The sequence below is a fragment of the Dolichospermum sp. FACHB-1091 genome (assembly GCF_014697585.1).
Lineage (GTDB): Bacteria > Cyanobacteriota > Cyanobacteriia > Cyanobacteriales > Nostocaceae > Dolichospermum.
The window spans coordinates 23,702-38,590 of the sequence record NZ_JACJSB010000003.1 but is presented as its reverse complement, the minus strand read 5'-3'; the positions used below and the strand labels follow the sequence as shown (position 1 = coordinate 38,590).

Sequence of the window (14,889 nt, the reverse complement as noted above, 5' to 3'; positions counted from 1 at the left end):
AAGGCATGATTATCGTCGTTGGCTAGATACAATTGATATTAGAAACTTAGTATTTGTAGATGAATCTGGGATAAATTTAGGAATGTCAAGGTTGTTTGCTAGTGCTATTTTACCAAAACATGATGAGTCAGCTTGGTTTCCCGATGCTAGTTTTAAAAATATTGGTATGTCTCCATCTCCTGAACATATCATTTCTATGATGAACTGTTTTAAATCTGGTCTGTGGTCACGGGAATAACCATAAGTGATGGTTATTTCTTTTGGTGATTTTACTGCTATTTCTTCTAATTCTTGGTTATTGACTACTTTTTGACTCTCAAATATTACTTCTGGTAAGCTAGTGTTATACTGTCAATGTACGTGCATTGATGATGAGTCTAGATGTGATGTTGATAGTGATACTCCAAATTTTTGTGCTGCTTTTAAAGCAATGATAAAAAATATTGTATCTAATCCTTTGATAAATAGTTTATCCATGACTCTCCCCAGTTTATCGTCGTTGAGATATTCTGGTTTTACTCTTCTATTAGATGTTCACAAGCGATTGTTTCAAAATATTTAGGAAACATATATAACGGTTTAGAGACAAATCCTAACCCGTTTATTATCATGGCTTTTACTACTTGACCTGCATTTACTTTTTCGTCTTTTTCGACTCCTATTAATTCATTTATTATTTCTACTATTCCGATTGAATCTATGATTCCTGCTACTATCCCTAGATGGTCTATGTTCTGAATTTCTATTTCTTGGGGTTTTAATTTCATAACAGTTTTCTCCACTTGTCTATTATGATTCTCTCATTTGTTGCTTTCTGAATAATAAATTTTTTAATCATCTTGAATTTTCTTTTTCTTTCGGCATCTTTAGGAAACTTTACTTTCTCACACCACCCTCCTTTTAATGCTACTTCTTCTCATTAAGACTCTTTCTGTTTAATTTATTTTTAGTTTTTATGTACTACTTTAAGGGCTTTTTTGATCTGTGCCAGTTCAGGGTGCAGAATGTGGGTTAAATTGATTTATTGAGTCATGACCAATAGTAAGCACACAGCTAGGTTGTCAAGAAAGACACCTAGCCTCTTGTGAGAAGATTTATTTGAATATAATTAAGAACATTATAAGCCCCTAAAACACCCAAAAAAAGCATAAATCCATAAGAGAGTTGACCTGTAAACTTCTCTCCAGGTAGGTTGGGTATTTAGTTCACCTAGATGTACTAACGCGAAGCTTTACATCACAGGTGTAGGGTAAGCCAAAGTTTACTAACCATTGTTTTCAACTTGACTTGGGGGACTATAGCCTGTGTAAATTCTAAGCTTTGGTTTCTACAGTGTCAAGCTTGATTCACTACTTAATATTTCTTAATATAAATATCTTGACTGAATTGACATAGATTGACATATAATCACAAAAGAGACAACTAAAAAAAACTAACCAATAAGCTAAAAAGCTTAGTGAGCTAGGGTTTCGGGGTTATAGCGCAGTTGGTAGCGCACCTCAATGGCATTGAGGGGGTCAGCGGTTCGAATCCGCTTAGCTCCATTCAATTATACTATGGTTGGCTAAAGGTATCAACGATGCCGGCCGGGGACAGTTCATAGCCATACTTTCCAATCAAGCTGAAAATGCTGGTTGGAAAGTAATCGTTGTCAACCCAAGTGGCACGAGCCAAGAATGTTCTAGTAGTCTGTCAAAAAGTTAAAAAGCCTCTATTCCAAAGAAAACGCAATTGTCCAATATGTCATGGAAACTTGTGTAGAGATTTGAATGAGGCTATTAATAGACCTCTTGCAAAATTAATTTTATGTTATGATCGGGGTTTGTGTTAATTTTAGATAAAAGTTAGAGTTACACGGCTATGGTTGAATTTGCGTTCGCAAAGAACACCAAAAATACATAAAACCTAAAACCCCGTATCTTACCACGGAAACAATTGTGCAAGAGGTCTAATATCAACAATCCTGGGGTGCTGGATCTTAAAGCTCACCTGAGACGAAAATAATTTGACCCCTCTCCAAACCTCTCCCCGCAACAGGAGAGGCTTAAAACTCTGATTTTATGCTGCTAAAAACAAACCAATATGCCCCTCTCCGATGCGGAGCGGGTTTGTGTTGAGGTTCATCGAATTCACGTAAAGCTCAGTTAATGTCCTCTATTAGGATTCACTGAGAAACGCACACTCACCTAAACTGCTCAATAATTCCCCCACCTAATACCTTGTCTTCGTCGTACCAAACCGCAGCTTGTCCGGGTGTGATGCTAAACTGTGCTTCATCAAATACTAAGCGCGTGCGGGAATCTGCCAAAGGAATTACTGTCACAGGTACCGGTTGAGAACGATAACGAATTTGTACTTCTGCTCGAATGGGGGTGACTGGTTCAGCAATAGAAACCCAATTTACTTGATTTACTGTACATTCTGACTGAGTTCCTTTAGTGCGATCGCCTACAACTACCCTGTTATTAACAGCATCTAAGGAAATCACATACAAGGGTTCAGCCGCAGCGATGCCTAAGCCTTTTCGCTGACCAATGGTGTAATGATGAATACCGTCATGTTGTCCCAAAATTTTGCCAGTAGTATCAACAATATCACCTGATTTGGGAGCTAAATATTTATCTAAAAATGCCCGCATAGAACCATTACTTTCTACCAAGCATAGATCTTGACTTTCCGGTTTATCAGCGGTTTTTAAATTGTATTCTGTGGCAATTCTACGGGTATCTGTTTTATTCAAGTCACCCAGGGGAAAAATTACGGACCCTAATAAATCTTGGGATAAATCATAGAGAAAATAAGACTGATCTTTATTGCGGTCAACGGCTCGTAACAATTGGTAACGATTAGTAGCGTCATCGTAACGAATTTTGGCATAATGACCTGTAGCGATGCGATCACATTCTAATTTTTCTCTTGCATATTCCACCATTGGACTAAATTTCACCGTTTTGTTACATTGAGAACAAGGTAATGGCGTAATTCCCGCACTATAACCTGTCACCAAAAAATCAACAATTGACCTTTGAAAAACATCCCGAATATCAACAACTTCATGGGGAACACCCAATTGTTGACAAATATCAGCCGCGTCGATCATTCCTTCGGAGCAACATTGCCCCTTGCCTTTCATCAGCCAGAGGGTTAAACCAATTACATCATAGCCCTGATTGTGGAGCATAGCGGCGGCTACGGAACTATCAACGCCACCCGAAAGACCAACGACAACTTTTTTCATAATTTACACTTTTCACAGTGCTTGCAGCTTATTTTCGTAAGGAAGGAGTTTTTTATTTTCCCACAAAGTGCGGGACTGTCCGATTATAGCACACACAAGGAATTTTCCTGTTGAGGTAGTTCATATATCCGTAATACAATAATATCAATATTCTAGTAGAAAACTTCCACAAAAGCTGGTAACAAATATGCCAACTCTAACAGTCAGTCACTTTACTCCTTTTTTATCCATATTTTCTTTACTTGTGGGTGGGTATTGGGCGTTAATGTTTGATTATAGTCCAGTTCAGGCTCAAATCCCCATAAATAGCCAATTTTTATCACAAGGGACGCAGCCATTAGTGAAGTCACCACCAGTGCAAGCAGGAGAATTGAACCAGTATAACCAAAATTTTGACCGATATTTTGTTTATGTTGATAGCAGTGATTTCCAAATTTTGCAAAGAGTTCGCCAAATTGAGAGGAGTGCCTATATCCGCAATTATAATGGACGTAATGTTATTCAAGCTGGCGTTTTTAATGGAGAATCTAATGCCCAAAGCCGGGTAAAAGAATTGGAATTAAATGCTATTCCTGGTGCTAGAATTGTTAATTATGCAAACATAGAAATAACACCTAATTATTCTGGTCAACAGGAAGAAAGAAAATACTACTATGTAGTGATTCCCGGTCATCCTAATAATTTAACTTCCTTTGGCAGAGAAATTCGACAGAAAATAAGTGCAAATATTAGTGTATCTATGAGAAATCAACCACGAGGAGCGCATATAGCTGTCGGACCATTTAGGGATAAATCTGAAGCAGAAATATGGAATAGCTATTTCCAAAATTCAGGTTATGGTAATGCTAGAGTTTATTATGGAAAATAGGGTAATGGGTAATGGGTAATGGGTAATTGGTAATGGGTAATTGGTAATGGGTAATGGGTAATTGACAACTGACAACTGACAAATGACAAATGACAAAAGAACAATTTGTAGTTACCGCAGCGCAAATGCGAGATATTGAAACCAGAATATTTACTGCGGGAATGCCTGTAGCTGCTTTAATGGAAAAGGTAGGGGGATTAATTTTCCAACGCTTACAAACTATTATTTCTCCAGATAAATGTGTGGGCATTTTAGCAGGTCCAGGTCATAATGGAGGAGATGCTTTAGTAGTAGCGCGTGAATTGTATTTTCACGGTTATAAAGTTTGGATTTATCAACCTTTTTCTAAATTAAAAGAATTAACTTCACAACATTTTCAATATATTCAAAGTTTGAAAATTCCCTGTTATCAACAAATTAACGAATTACCAAATTGTGATTTCTTAATTGATGGTTTATTTGGTTTTGGTTTAGAAAGAGAAATTACCGACTCTATAGCTGCTGCAATTAATCATTTTAATCAAAGAAATCAGCCTATTATTAGTATTGATATACCTTCCGGTTTACACACAGACACAGGGGAGGTTTTAGGAACAGCTATTCAAGCAAGTTATACATTTTGTTTGGGTTTATGGAAACAGGGTTTATTACAAGAACAAGCATTACCTTATATTGGTAAAGCTGAATTAATTGATTTTCATATTCCCTTAACAGATATTCATGCGGTTTTAGATAATGTTCCCCAAATCAAACGCATTACTAAAACAACAGCATTATCTACCTTACCCTTATCCCGTCCCCTGATTACTCACAAATATAAACAAGGAAATTTACTATTAATTTGTGGTTCTCGACGTTACGCAGGTGGAGCAATTTTAACAGGTTTGGGTGCGCGAGCTTCTGGTGTAGGAATGTTATCAATTGCTGTGCCAGAATCTCTAAAAATGTTGTTAGTTTCCCATTTACCAGAAGCGTTAATTATCGGTTGTCCTGAAACAGAAAAAGGAGCAATTGCTAATTTACCATTAGTAGGGTGTGTTAGCGATAGCGTAACGCACCTGATAGACTTAAATTCATTTACTACAATTGCTTGCGGACCGGGTTTAACTACAGATAATATTTCTATTCTTCCCGAAATAATAGAATGTGAATGTCCTCTAATTCTCGATGCTGATGCTTTAAATATTCTCGCACAATTAGGAACTATTCCCCTATTAAAATCACGAAAATCAGCCACTGTAATTACACCCCACACGGGAGAATTTAAGCGTTTATTTCCCCATATTGATTACACAAATAGAGTCAAATCAGTACAAGCAGCAGCCCACGAAAGTGGGGCGATAGTCCTGCTCAAAGGGGCAAGAACGGCTATATCTAATCCTCAAGGTAGTGTTTGGATAAATCCCGAAAGCACCCCGGCCTTAGCCCGTGGAGGCAGCGGTGATGTATTAACTGGCCTGTTAGGTGGACTATTAGCACAAACTCCTCCCCCAGAACTTACCATGGAGGATGTAGTCGCAAGTGCGACTTGGTGGCATTCTCAAGCAGGAATTTTAGCAGCACAAGCAAGAACAGAGTTAGGAGTTGATGCTTTTACACTGACACAACATTTATTACCAGTCTTGAAGCGACAATACAGCGAGCGGTACGCACTTAAATAAAATACATCGTATCCCCCTCCTCGCTTGCGGGGAGGGGGTTGGGGGTGGGGTTATTGTATTTTACCCAACCGAGAACCGCTATAACGTAAGTTAGTAATTAGGAAAAAAGGTGAAAAGCAAAAGGTAATAATTACCAATTACCTTTTACCAGATAACAACTACTTAATTACTACCTTACCACCAGCTTCTTCAATCCGCTTCTTGATATCCTCAGCAGCGTCCTTAGCTACACCTTCCTTAACAGCTTTAGGAGCAGCTTCTACCAGTTCTTTAGCTTCTTTCAGACCTAAACCTGTGATTTCACGGACAATCTTCAAGACAGCAATCTTCTTATCAGCAGGTACAGAATCCAAAATTGCATCAAACTCGGTCTTTTCTACTACTTCTTCAGCAGGAGCAGCAGCACCAGGGGCCATCATCATCATGCCACCAGTAGCAGCAGCGCTAACACCAAAGGCTTCTTCGATTTGCTTGACTAATTCAGAAGCTTCTAATAAGGTGAGGGCTTTCAATTGTTCTAAAATTTGTTCGGTTGCAGCAGACATGGATATAACTCCTAAATAATTTTTGATTTGTTTTGATTTGTCAGTTGTCATTTGTTAGTGGTTAAGCACACCACCATTAATTAGTGCGTTATGTATTTGCTAATACACACTAAGAAGCACTTTCGGAACTATCACCATTTTCTTTTTCAGCGATAGCTTGCAAAGCGCGAGCCAAGGAACTGGGAACTTCGTTGATACCAACAGCCAGCTTGGTAGCCACAGCGTTGATAGCACCGGCGATTTGACCCATGAGTTGTTCTTTAGATGGTAAGTCTCCTAGAGCCTTAACATCAGCTTCACTCAGGACACGACCTTCCATGACACCACCGCGAATTTCTGTTTTCTTGGTGGCTTTTTGGAATGCTTGATAAGCTTTAATCGCGGATAAATCTTCTTTAACTAGCAGAAATGCAGAAGAGCCTTTCAGCAATTCCGACATTGGCTCCCATTCTTTCTGATCCTTAATGGCAATGCCCATGAAGGTGTTTTTTGTCACCTTACATATAGCACCACTAGGACGGAGTTGCTGACGCAAATTGGTGATTTCGGCAACTGTTAGCCCCTGATAATCAATTACCAGTGCTAAAGTTGACTTACTCAAGGTTTCCTTGAGATCAGCTACTATCTCTTTTTTGTTTTCTAACGTTCTTCCCATACTTATCTCACTTCCAATGTCAGTTGTCATTGGTCAGTTGTTAGTTGTCAGTTGTCAGTTGTCAGTTGTCAGTTGTTAGTTTTGACTCTATTTCCTGTCACCTGTCACTTATCACCCATTACCTTTTTGCTGACCTGCCGAAAACAGTTAACCCTAGCTAACTTAGCCAGGGTTTCAAAGTGGTATTTTTAATACTGTTGTTGTCACAGTTTGACTGTTTAAACTTCAGATAGTTAAAATTACAACCTCGGCAGGATATTAAGCTATTAGCACCTGCTGTCTCCGGCTTTATCTATTTAATTTTGGTTATTAGGATTAGTTATTGGTCATTAGTCATTGCTGATTATACTCATCTATCACCAATTACCAATTACCCATTACCAATTACCTATTACCAAATTATGCAGCTTCAGTGAGTTTTAATTCCCGTAAGGCGCTGATATCAATGGCAATTGATGGCCCCATAGTCGAGGACACATACAATGACCGCCAATAACGACCTTTAGCACCTGAAGGACGGTTACGGTCAATGGACTCTTGTAATGCCTTCAGGTTGATTAATAAATCTTCAGGTGCAAAACCAGCCTTACCAAACATAACATGAACAATCCCAGTCCGATCAGCCCGATATTCTAATTTACCAGCTTTAAATTCGGCGATCGCACTACCAATATCAAAGGTTACTGTACCACCCTTGGGTGACGGCATCAAACCACGCGGACCTAGCAATTTACCCAGCTTTGCTACCTGTGGCATTACATCTGGTGTCGCAATCAGCTTATCAAAGTCCATGAAGCCCTTCTGAATCTGCTCAATCAGTTCTTCTGAACCAGCTATATCAGCACCAGCGTTAGTCGCTTCTGTGACTTTTTCCCCTCTAGCGATCACTGCTACCCGGATTATTTGTCCCGTTCCTTTAGGTAATGCTACTGTTGTCCGTAACTGCTGGTCTGTATACTTAGGATCAATTCCTAAACGGATATGAGCCTCAGCAGCTTCGGCAAATTTAGCGGTTGCTGTTTCTTTTAACAGAGCTAATCCTTCTAAGGGCGTATAATCCCTATCTTCTACTTTTTCTAGTAACGCCCGCAAGCGGCGTGATACTTTTTTTGCCATTTTTTTCTCCTGGGGTAATCTCGAAGTTATGCTTCTCCCCCGATATGATTTTAGATTTTGGATTTTCGATTTGGCTATTAGTTATTCACTCAAAAGCACAAACTCAAAATTTATCACTTAATCACTTAATTAATCTGTGATAGTTACGCCCATGTTTTTCGCAGTTCCTGCCACGATTTTCATGGCTGCGTCAATATCGTTAGCGTTGAGGTCGGGAAGTTTGGTTTGAGCAATTTCCCGTAATTGATTTCTACTAATGCTACCAACTTTCTTTTTGTTGGGTTGCTCTGAGCCTCTTTCAATTTTCGCCGCTTTCCGAATCAATACTGATGCTGGAGGAGTTTTGAGTACAAATGTAAAACTTCTGTCTTCATAAACAGAAATTTCTACTGGTATCACCATTCCCGCTTGGTCTGCTGTTTTAGCGTTGTACTCTTTGCAGAACATCATGATATTAACACCATGTTGACCCAGTGCAGGACCAACTGGCGGTGCTGGGTTGGCTTTCCCAGCATTCAGGGCCAATTTAATGACCGCTACTAATTTCTTCGCCATTTGTATTTAGCTCTGTTTTTTAACCTGATTAAATTCTAATTCTACTGGTGTATCTCGTCCAAAGATTGAGAGTAGAGCTTTTAGTTTACTCCGTTCTGGGGAAACTTCAATTACCTCGCCTTCAAAATCCTTAAATGGACCAGAAAGCACCACTATCTTATCACCTGTAGCCATATCAATTTTGACTACTGGTTCTTGTTCCGTGGCTTGTTTGAATATGCGTTCAACTTCCGCAGGATTTAAGGGAACTGGCTTCACGTGGCCACGACCTCTACCGCTACCACGTTTCTGCTCTGCGCCCACAAAGTTAATGACGTGGGTGGTATTTCTTACCACTTGCCATGTATCATCATTCATTACCATGCGTACTAACACATATCCAGGAAAAACCTTTTCTTCTGAGGGCTGACGTTTACCATCTTTACGGATTTTCACCGTTGGTGTGTGGGGAATTTCCACTTGGATGATTCTATCAGCTACATCAAAAGTTTGGATACGTTGCTCTAAGTTTGTCTTTACTCTTTTCTCACAACCGGAAGCTACTTGCACTGCATACCAGCGTAACTCTTTAGACGCTGTTCCCAGTGCTTCCTCCGACTGCAATTCTAAATTACGTGGTTCGTCTGTTGCAGAAGTCATCAGAACACCTGTTTTGCTGCCCAACTGAACAATCCATCGACCAAGTATATCAAGGAGGCGGAGAGTGTAACCATTAATAGTACAGCTGCTGATTCACTCACCAACTGTTTCCGACTGGGCCAAACTACTTTTTCAAGTTCTTCCTTTGTTCCTTGGAAAAAATTGTTTAAGCTAAACCCATTTTCGGTTGCTGGTATTTCTGCTTCGTTTTTTTTGGCCACAGTCGTTATACCCTCGTTTCTTGAATAGCTTCACCTTGTGATTTTTTCAAGGTTTACAGTTTCTACCTCAATTGACTGGCAATAGGAAAGCTATATTTTAAAAAAATTATACCCGAAATAATTGACGCTTTCTGCTGTTTTGGCAGTGACGTTATTGCTTCGGGCAATATTTTTCTTTTTGAGCGCGCCCTGGAGGACTTGAACCCCCGACATCAGGTTTTGGAGACCTGCGTTCTACCAACTGAACTAAGAGCGCACAAGCTTTTCTCTTTCCGGTCATTGTGATTAACTTTTTTTAGTTTAGCACAATTCGACTCTAATTGTCATCTAAATTGTCACTTATTTTTTTATTTTTGGCAAGTTAGCGGCGAATGCCGCTCACAGCTTGGGTTTTGTCTGTTAATTCCCCATTTTGAATTAGAGGGCGCGGTCGAATCTTTGTTTAATGCGGGTTGCTTTACCGACCAAGGCGCGTAAATAGTAAAGTTTAGCACGTCTAACTTTACCACGACGTAATACCTTAATGCTCTCAATGCGGGGAGAATGGAGTAAAAATACCCGTTCTACACCCACACCTTGGAAAACCTTACGAACTGTAATGGTTTCGTTAATACCACCATTCCGCATGGCTATAACTACACCTTCGTAGGGTTGGACGCGGTATTTAGTACCTTCTTTGATTTTGACTCCGACTTTTACTGTGTCACCGACATAGATATCAGGTAAATCAGATTTCAATTGTTCCGCTTCAATTGAGCGAATAATCTCTTGGGCGTTCATTACTTTTCTGTTTTCTGAAAAAACTCACAATCACTAATTATAAATCTATAATCGCCCCATAGTCCAGCTATTTATTGAAAGACTCACTGAGTTAGGAGTTAGAAGGAAAGAAGGAAGAATAAAATTAACTAATGACCACTGACCACTGACAACTAACCACTGTCAACTATCAACTGTCACCTATCCACTATCCACTAACAACTATTAACTATTAACTATCACCTGTCAAACATCACCTATTACCTATTACCTATTACCTATTACCTATTACCTATCACCTGTCAACTAACCAATTTCTGTTGTAAAATAGACAGTATCAGGATTCAGGGGGAACCAGGTAACTGGTCTTAAACGCCTATAGAGACTATTTTTGGTAATATTCAAGGTTTAAAGTCCAGCCAGCTAAAACAACTCCAGCGGCTGTACCATCAGCGGATATCAGGGGATTGTATTACTACATCTGAGTTTGCACAACGTCTTGCAGCAGTTAGTACGGAAATTAATCAACCTGTTTGTACTTATATCAACCGTCGCGGACAAGTGATTCGGGTTGGTGTGGGTACTCCGCGTCAAACTCAAATCCCGCCCATGGAAATACCTCGCTACGGTGCTGAACGTCTGAGCGGAATTCGCTGTTTATCTACTAATCTCAAGTCAGAACCGCCAAATGAGTCAGCATTGACGGCTATGGCTTTACAAAGATTGGATGCTTTAGTAGTTTTAAATATTACTGGAGGCGGATTTACTAAGCGTGGTGGTGGTGCAACTGGATACGTGAAAGAAGCTTATTTAGCCCACCTTGTGGCTAATAATAGACAGTTAGTGACTACTAAATCTTCTGATATTAGTATGGCTGATCCTGGTATATATTCCCACATATCACCGCCTCTAAGTTTAGATGCTTTGGCTGACCAGGATTTTCTCGAATTGGTAGAAAATCTAGAAGCGGAATTTAGTCGGGAATATGTAGCTCAGGAAGTGGACGGTGATCATGATCGGGTGGTCATTGTAGGAGTATTAACGGATAATACTAGCCCGCAACAATTCGAGGATATTATAGCAGAATTGGCACGGTTGGTAGATACGGCAGGGGGTGATGTATTACAGACTTTACAACAAAAGCGATCGCGTATTCATCCCCAAACAGTCATCGGTGAAGGTAAGGTCCAAGAAGTTGCTCTCACGGTGCAAACTCTCGGTGCTAATTTGGTAGTATTTGACCGTGATCTTTCACCTTCCCAAGTCCGCAATTTAGAGTCCCAAATTGGGGTCAGAGTAGTTGACCGTACGGAATTAATTTTAGATATTTTTGCCCAACGCGCTCAATCTGGTGCTGGTAAATTACAGGTAGAATTAGCGCAGTTAGAGTATATGATGCCACGACTCGCTGGCAGGGGTCAAGCCATGTCCAGATTGGGAGGTGGTATTGGAACTAGGGGACCTGGTGAAACCAAGCTAGAAACGGAACGTCGGGCTATTCAAAAACGCATTTCTCGACTACAACAGGAAGTTAATCAATTACAAGCACATCGTTGTAGATTACGTCAACGGCGACAACACCGAGAAGTTCCCTCTGTGGCTTTAGTTGGTTATACCAATGCTGGTAAATCTACTTTACTTAATGCTCTCACTAATTCAGAAGTATACACGGCTGACCAATTATTTGCTACCCTTGACCCCACCACACGGCGGTTAATGCTTCCCCACGCTGAAACCGGCGCACCCCAGGAAACTTTAATGACGGATACTGTAGGGTTTATTCATGAATTACCCGCGTCTTTAATGGATGCCTTTCGCGCTACTTTGGAGGAAGTAACAGAGGCAGATGCTTTATTGCATTTAGTAGATTTATCTCATCCTGCTTGGTTAAGTCATATTCGCTCAGTTCGGGACATACTCGCGCAAATGCCCATTACACCGGGTCCAGCGTTAGTGGCTTTTAATAAAATTGATCAGGTGAGTAGTGAAACCCTGGCTTTAGCGCGGGAAGAGTTTCCCCTAGCGGTTTTCATTTCTGCTAGTCAGCGTTTAGGAATGGAAACTTTACGTCAACGTCTATCACTGCTTATTCAGTACGCTGTTGATGGTGGTTGATGATTTTCAGATTTCCGACTTCTCAAAGAAGTCGGAAATTTAACCCATCTTTTCAAATACTTTGAACATCGGCAGATACATAGCCAGCAAAATTGTTCCCACCATTCCCCCTAGTATAACGATCATCACTGGTTCTATGATGCTTGTGAGTGATTTAACGGAATGTTCTACTTCATCCTCGTAGAAATCGGCAACTTTCGCCAACATTGTATCTAGTTTACCTGTTTCCTCACCAATACTCATCATTTGAATTGCCATAGGTGGAAAAACATTTTCTTTGGCTAAGGCGGCACTAATTATACCACCTTGTTGCACCTCTTCATAAGCCGCGTCAATAGCGTTAGCAACAACTTGGTTTCCAGATATATCCCGCACAATTTCTAAACAACTTAAAATTGGTACTCCAGAGCGAGTCAATGAACCAAAAGTCCTACTGAACCGAGCAATAGCAGCTTTTTGAATCAAATCACCAAACAAAGGCAGTTTTAGAGCTATGCTATCAATATTTAACTTACCAGTAGGGGTTTTATAATACTGCTGACAGGCAAAGGATAATGCGAATAAAATTGCAATAATTAATATAGACCAGTAACTTCGTAATATTTCACTACAAGCCATTAAAAATTGCGTCAGTGGAGGTAATTCTACACCTATACCTTTGAAAATATTTGCAAAAATTGGAATTAGAAAAATTGTCATCCCGAGAAAAATAGCAGTTGCCAAAAAACCTACTACTATTGGATAAGATAGAGCCGATTTAATTTGGTTCTGCAATCGTGCCATATCTTCTAATAATTTAGCTAGACGATTCAAGACCTCATCTAATACACCCCCCATTTCTCCAGCTTCCACCATACCGATATACAAACCATCAAAACATTCAGGATGTTTACGCATAGCAGATGAGAGATCAACTCCAGTTTGAACATCAGCACTAATTTCCATCAGCGCGGCTTTAAGTTTAGGATTACTACACTCTTCAGACAGTATACCCAAGCCTCTAACTATAGCCACACCTGAATTTATTAAAGCAGCAAATTGCCGGGAAAAAACTGCTTTATCTTTTACAGAAACCTTAACAAAGTAATTCTGAATTTTATTAATATCCCAGGGAGAAGCCAATTCTTGATATTCTTTTATATCTTGAATAACAAAACCTTGGTTTCTAAGATTAGTTCGGGCATTAGGGAGGGAATTAGCTGTCAATTTTTCGGTTCTTGATTTTCCTTGGGAGTCACGAATACGAGCAAGGTAGGTAGGCATAATAGGCATAATATAGAACTCGTATTTGATTTTTGAAAAAAATTAGGTATTGTAGGGTGCTTTACTACTGCATAAATTCTATCAATAAACAGATTTGTAATATCTGACGCACCAACCGTATCTTTTCATAAATCAAATATTATTCCTATATTAATTTACTTTAGCTCCCGCCGGAAATGTTGGGCCAATCAGACGTTGTAATTCATCTATTCTAGATGTTTTAGACATGGCTGCTTCCAAAGAAATAACTTCAGCTTTGTATAAATCGGCTAAAACTTTCTCTAAAGTTTGCATTCCCAATTTGGCACCAGTCTGAATAGCCGAGTAAATTTGTGCTGTTTTTCCTTCTCGAATTAAGTTAGAAATAGCCGGATTAAGAATCATAACTTCTTGGGCCATTACTCGTCCATATTCACCTGATTTAGGATTTTTCTTAGGTATTAAAGTTTGACTAAAAACTGCTAGTAAAGAGTTGGACAACTGTACCCGCACCTGAGTTTGTTTTTCTGCTGGGAAAACGTCAATAATCCGGTCAACGGTTTGTGATGCCGAACTGGTATGTAGTGTGCCAAATACTAAGTGACCTGTTTCTGCCGCGCTAATTGCTAAAGCAATGGTTTCTAAATCCCGCATTTCCCCAACCAGAATAATATCAGGATCTTCCCGTAAAGCTGCTTTTAAAGCATTAGCAAAACTTTTAGTGTCTTCTCCTAATTGGCGTTGATGAATCAGACTTTTAATTGGTTTATAAACAAATTCAATGGGGTCTTCAATTGTTAAAATATGTTCTGCCCTAGTGCGGTTAATTAAGTCAATCATGGCCGCTAGGGTAGTAGTTTTTCCCGAACCTGTAGGACCAGTAACAAGAATTAGTCCTCTCGGTTTTTTCGACATTTCTCTGACGATAGCTGGTAAACCCAATGTATCAAAGGTAGGAATTTTAGCACTTAATGCTCGTAAACAAGCAGCATAAGCACCACGTTCTCTATAGACATTCACTCGGAAACGAGCCAATCCCTTGACACCGTAAGAACAATCTAATTCCCATGTCTGTTCTAAGGTTTTGCGCTGATTGTTATTAAGCATACTGAAAATTAGCCTTTGACACTCATCCGCTGTGAGACTGTGGTCGCCAATGGGTGTAAGATGTCCACTGATGCGGAAATAGGGGGGTAAATCAGCGGATAAGTGTAAATCTGAACCACCCATATCAATAAGTTTTTCCATCAATTCTTCAATCATCATTTCCATGTT

14 protein-coding genes, 2 tRNA genes, 2 pseudogenes and 1 other annotated feature are annotated in these 14,889 nt (G+C 39.7%); of the genes and pseudogenes, 6 read left to right on the top strand and 12 right to left on the bottom strand.

The window, feature by feature from the left end; genetic code table 11:
• Positions 1 to 82: 82 nt before the first annotated feature.
• A complete protein-coding gene (locus tag H6G25_RS20990; RefSeq protein ID WP_242034863.1) occupies positions 83 to 238 on the top strand; it encodes a hypothetical protein in 156 nt (51 codons plus the stop codon).
• Between the two features lie 113 nt (positions 239 to 351).
• Here the strand turns inward: H6G25_RS20990 and H6G25_RS20985 are convergent.
• Positions 352 to 767, bottom strand: a pseudogene (locus H6G25_RS20985) (DUF4277 domain-containing protein).
• A 704-nt stretch (positions 768 to 1,471) separates the two neighbouring features.
• On the opposite strand from H6G25_RS20985, the gene H6G25_RS02335 reads away from it, so the two are divergent.
• Positions 1,472 to 1,544: transfer RNA gene (locus H6G25_RS02335), tRNA-Ala, on the top strand.
• A gap of 16 nt (positions 1,545 to 1,560) precedes the next feature.
• Positions 1,561 to 1,831 (top strand): annotated as a pseudogene (locus H6G25_RS02330) (zinc ribbon domain-containing protein); the annotation flags it as partial.
• A gap of 351 nt (positions 1,832 to 2,182) precedes the next feature.
• Here the strand turns inward: H6G25_RS02330 and mnmA are convergent.
• Complete coding sequence (gene mnmA, locus H6G25_RS02325) at positions 2,183 to 3,238, bottom strand: tRNA 2-thiouridine(34) synthase MnmA (RefSeq protein ID WP_190391112.1); 1,056 nt, start codon at positions 3,236 to 3,238, stop codon at positions 2,183 to 2,185.
• A 187-nt stretch (positions 3,239 to 3,425) separates the two neighbouring features.
• Between mnmA and H6G25_RS02320 the strand changes: the two genes are divergently transcribed.
• Both H6G25_RS02320 and H6G25_RS02315 read left to right on the top strand, forming a co-directional pair.
• Positions 3,426 to 4,106: a hypothetical protein gene (locus H6G25_RS02320; protein ID WP_190391111.1), complete on the top strand. Its 681-nt coding sequence runs from the start codon at positions 3,426 to 3,428 to the stop codon at positions 4,104 to 4,106.
• An 89-nt stretch (positions 4,107 to 4,195) separates the two neighbouring features.
• Entirely contained in the window at positions 4,196 to 5,767 is a 1,572-nt protein-coding gene (locus H6G25_RS02315) for an NAD(P)H-hydrate dehydratase (protein WP_190391110.1), read from the top strand.
• A gap of 158 nt (positions 5,768 to 5,925) precedes the next feature.
• Here H6G25_RS02315 and rplL read toward each other — a convergent pair whose 3' ends face one another.
• From rplL to rplS, 8 genes are all read right to left on the bottom strand, one after another.
• Entirely contained in the window at positions 5,926 to 6,312 is a 387-nt protein-coding gene (gene rplL / locus H6G25_RS02310) for a 50S ribosomal protein L7/L12 (RefSeq protein ID WP_137908052.1), read from the bottom strand.
• Positions 6,313 to 6,421: 109 nt separating this feature from the next.
• Positions 6,422 to 6,967: a 50S ribosomal protein L10 gene (gene rplJ / locus H6G25_RS02305; RefSeq protein ID WP_028091732.1), complete on the bottom strand. Its 546-nt coding sequence runs from the start codon at positions 6,965 to 6,967 to the stop codon at positions 6,422 to 6,424.
• A 136-nt stretch (positions 6,968 to 7,103) separates the two neighbouring features.
• Positions 7,104 to 7,271 (bottom strand) — a sequence feature (ribosomal protein L10 leader region).
• 95 nt (positions 7,272 to 7,366) lie between these two features.
• Entirely contained in the window at positions 7,367 to 8,083 is a 717-nt protein-coding gene (gene rplA / locus H6G25_RS02300) for a 50S ribosomal protein L1 (protein WP_190391109.1), read from the bottom strand.
• A 129-nt stretch (positions 8,084 to 8,212) separates the two neighbouring features.
• Positions 8,213 to 8,638 carry a 50S ribosomal protein L11 gene (gene rplK / locus H6G25_RS02295; protein ID WP_028091730.1) on the bottom strand — a complete coding sequence of 142 codons (426 nt, stop codon included), beginning with the start codon at positions 8,636 to 8,638 and terminating at the stop codon, positions 8,213 to 8,215.
• A gap of 6 nt (positions 8,639 to 8,644) precedes the next feature.
• A complete protein-coding gene (nusG, locus tag H6G25_RS02290) occupies positions 8,645 to 9,277 on the bottom strand; it encodes a transcription termination/antitermination protein NusG (RefSeq protein ID WP_190391108.1) in 633 nt (210 codons plus the stop codon).
• Positions 9,277 to 9,498: a preprotein translocase subunit SecE gene (gene secE / locus H6G25_RS02285; protein ID WP_028091729.1), complete on the bottom strand. Its 222-nt coding sequence runs from the start codon at positions 9,496 to 9,498 to the stop codon at positions 9,277 to 9,279. The genes nusG and secE overlap by 1 nt, the downstream gene beginning before the upstream one ends.
• A 183-nt stretch (positions 9,499 to 9,681) precedes the next feature.
• A tRNA-Trp gene (locus H6G25_RS02280) sits at positions 9,682 to 9,754 on the bottom strand.
• A gap of 161 nt (positions 9,755 to 9,915) precedes the next feature.
• Positions 9,916 to 10,278: a 50S ribosomal protein L19 gene (gene rplS / locus H6G25_RS02275; protein ID WP_028084803.1), complete on the bottom strand. Its 363-nt coding sequence runs from the start codon at positions 10,276 to 10,278 to the stop codon at positions 9,916 to 9,918.
• Positions 10,279 to 10,635: 357 nt separating this feature from the next.
• Here rplS and hflX point away from each other — a divergent pair, with 357 nt between their 5' ends.
• Positions 10,636 to 12,372, top strand: a complete 1,737-nt coding sequence (gene hflX / locus H6G25_RS02270) for a GTPase HflX (RefSeq protein ID WP_190391232.1) — start codon at positions 10,636 to 10,638, stop codon at positions 12,370 to 12,372.
• Between the two features lie 39 nt (positions 12,373 to 12,411).
• Here hflX and H6G25_RS02265 read toward each other — a convergent pair whose 3' ends face one another.
• Together H6G25_RS02265 and H6G25_RS02260 are read right to left on the bottom strand one after the other, a co-directional pair.
• A complete protein-coding gene (locus tag H6G25_RS02265; protein WP_190391231.1) occupies positions 12,412 to 13,635 on the bottom strand; it encodes a type II secretion system F family protein in 1,224 nt (407 codons plus the stop codon).
• Positions 13,636 to 13,785: 150 nt separating this feature from the next.
• Positions 13,786 to 14,886, bottom strand: a complete 1,101-nt coding sequence (locus tag H6G25_RS02260) for a type IV pilus twitching motility protein PilT (protein WP_190391230.1) — start codon at positions 14,884 to 14,886, stop codon at positions 13,786 to 13,788.
• Positions 14,887 to 14,889: the final 3 nt, after the last annotated feature.

What these genes read in the sequence shown, in the direction of transcription:
- mnmA (WP_190391112.1), bottom strand. Translation starts at nt 3,238, where the DNA reads ATGAAAAAAGTTGTCGTTGGTCTTTCGGGTGGCGTTGATAGTTCCGTA.
- rplK (WP_028091730.1), bottom strand. Translation starts at nt 8,638, where the DNA reads ATGGCGAAGAAATTAGTAGCGGTCATTAAATTGGCCCTGAATGCTGGG.
- rplL (WP_137908052.1), bottom strand. Translation starts at nt 6,312, where the DNA reads ATGTCTGCTGCAACCGAACAAATTTTAGAACAATTGAAAGCCCTCACC.
- H6G25_RS20990 (WP_242034863.1), top strand. Translation starts at nt 83, where the DNA reads ATGTCAAGGTTGTTTGCTAGTGCTATTTTACCAAAACATGATGAGTCA.
- rplJ (WP_028091732.1), bottom strand. Translation starts at nt 6,967, where the DNA reads ATGGGAAGAACGTTAGAAAACAAAAAAGAGATAGTAGCTGATCTCAAG.
- H6G25_RS02265 (WP_190391231.1), bottom strand. Translation starts at nt 13,635, where the DNA reads ATGCCTACCTACCTTGCTCGTATTCGTGACTCCCAAGGAAAATCAAGA.
- rplA (WP_190391109.1), bottom strand. Translation starts at nt 8,083, where the DNA reads ATGGCAAAAAAAGTATCACGCCGCTTGCGGGCGTTACTAGAAAAAGTA.
- H6G25_RS02315 (WP_190391110.1), top strand. Translation starts at nt 4,196, where the DNA reads ATGACAAAAGAACAATTTGTAGTTACCGCAGCGCAAATGCGAGATATT.
- H6G25_RS02260 (WP_190391230.1), bottom strand. Translation starts at nt 14,886, where the DNA reads ATGGAAATGATGATTGAAGAATTGATGGAAAAACTTATTGATATGGGT.
- rplS (WP_028084803.1), bottom strand. Translation starts at nt 10,278, where the DNA reads ATGAACGCCCAAGAGATTATTCGCTCAATTGAAGCGGAACAATTGAAA.
- H6G25_RS02320 (WP_190391111.1), top strand. Translation starts at nt 3,426, where the DNA reads ATGCCAACTCTAACAGTCAGTCACTTTACTCCTTTTTTATCCATATTT.
- nusG (WP_190391108.1), bottom strand. Translation starts at nt 9,277, where the DNA reads ATGACTTCTGCAACAGACGAACCACGTAATTTAGAATTGCAGTCGGAG.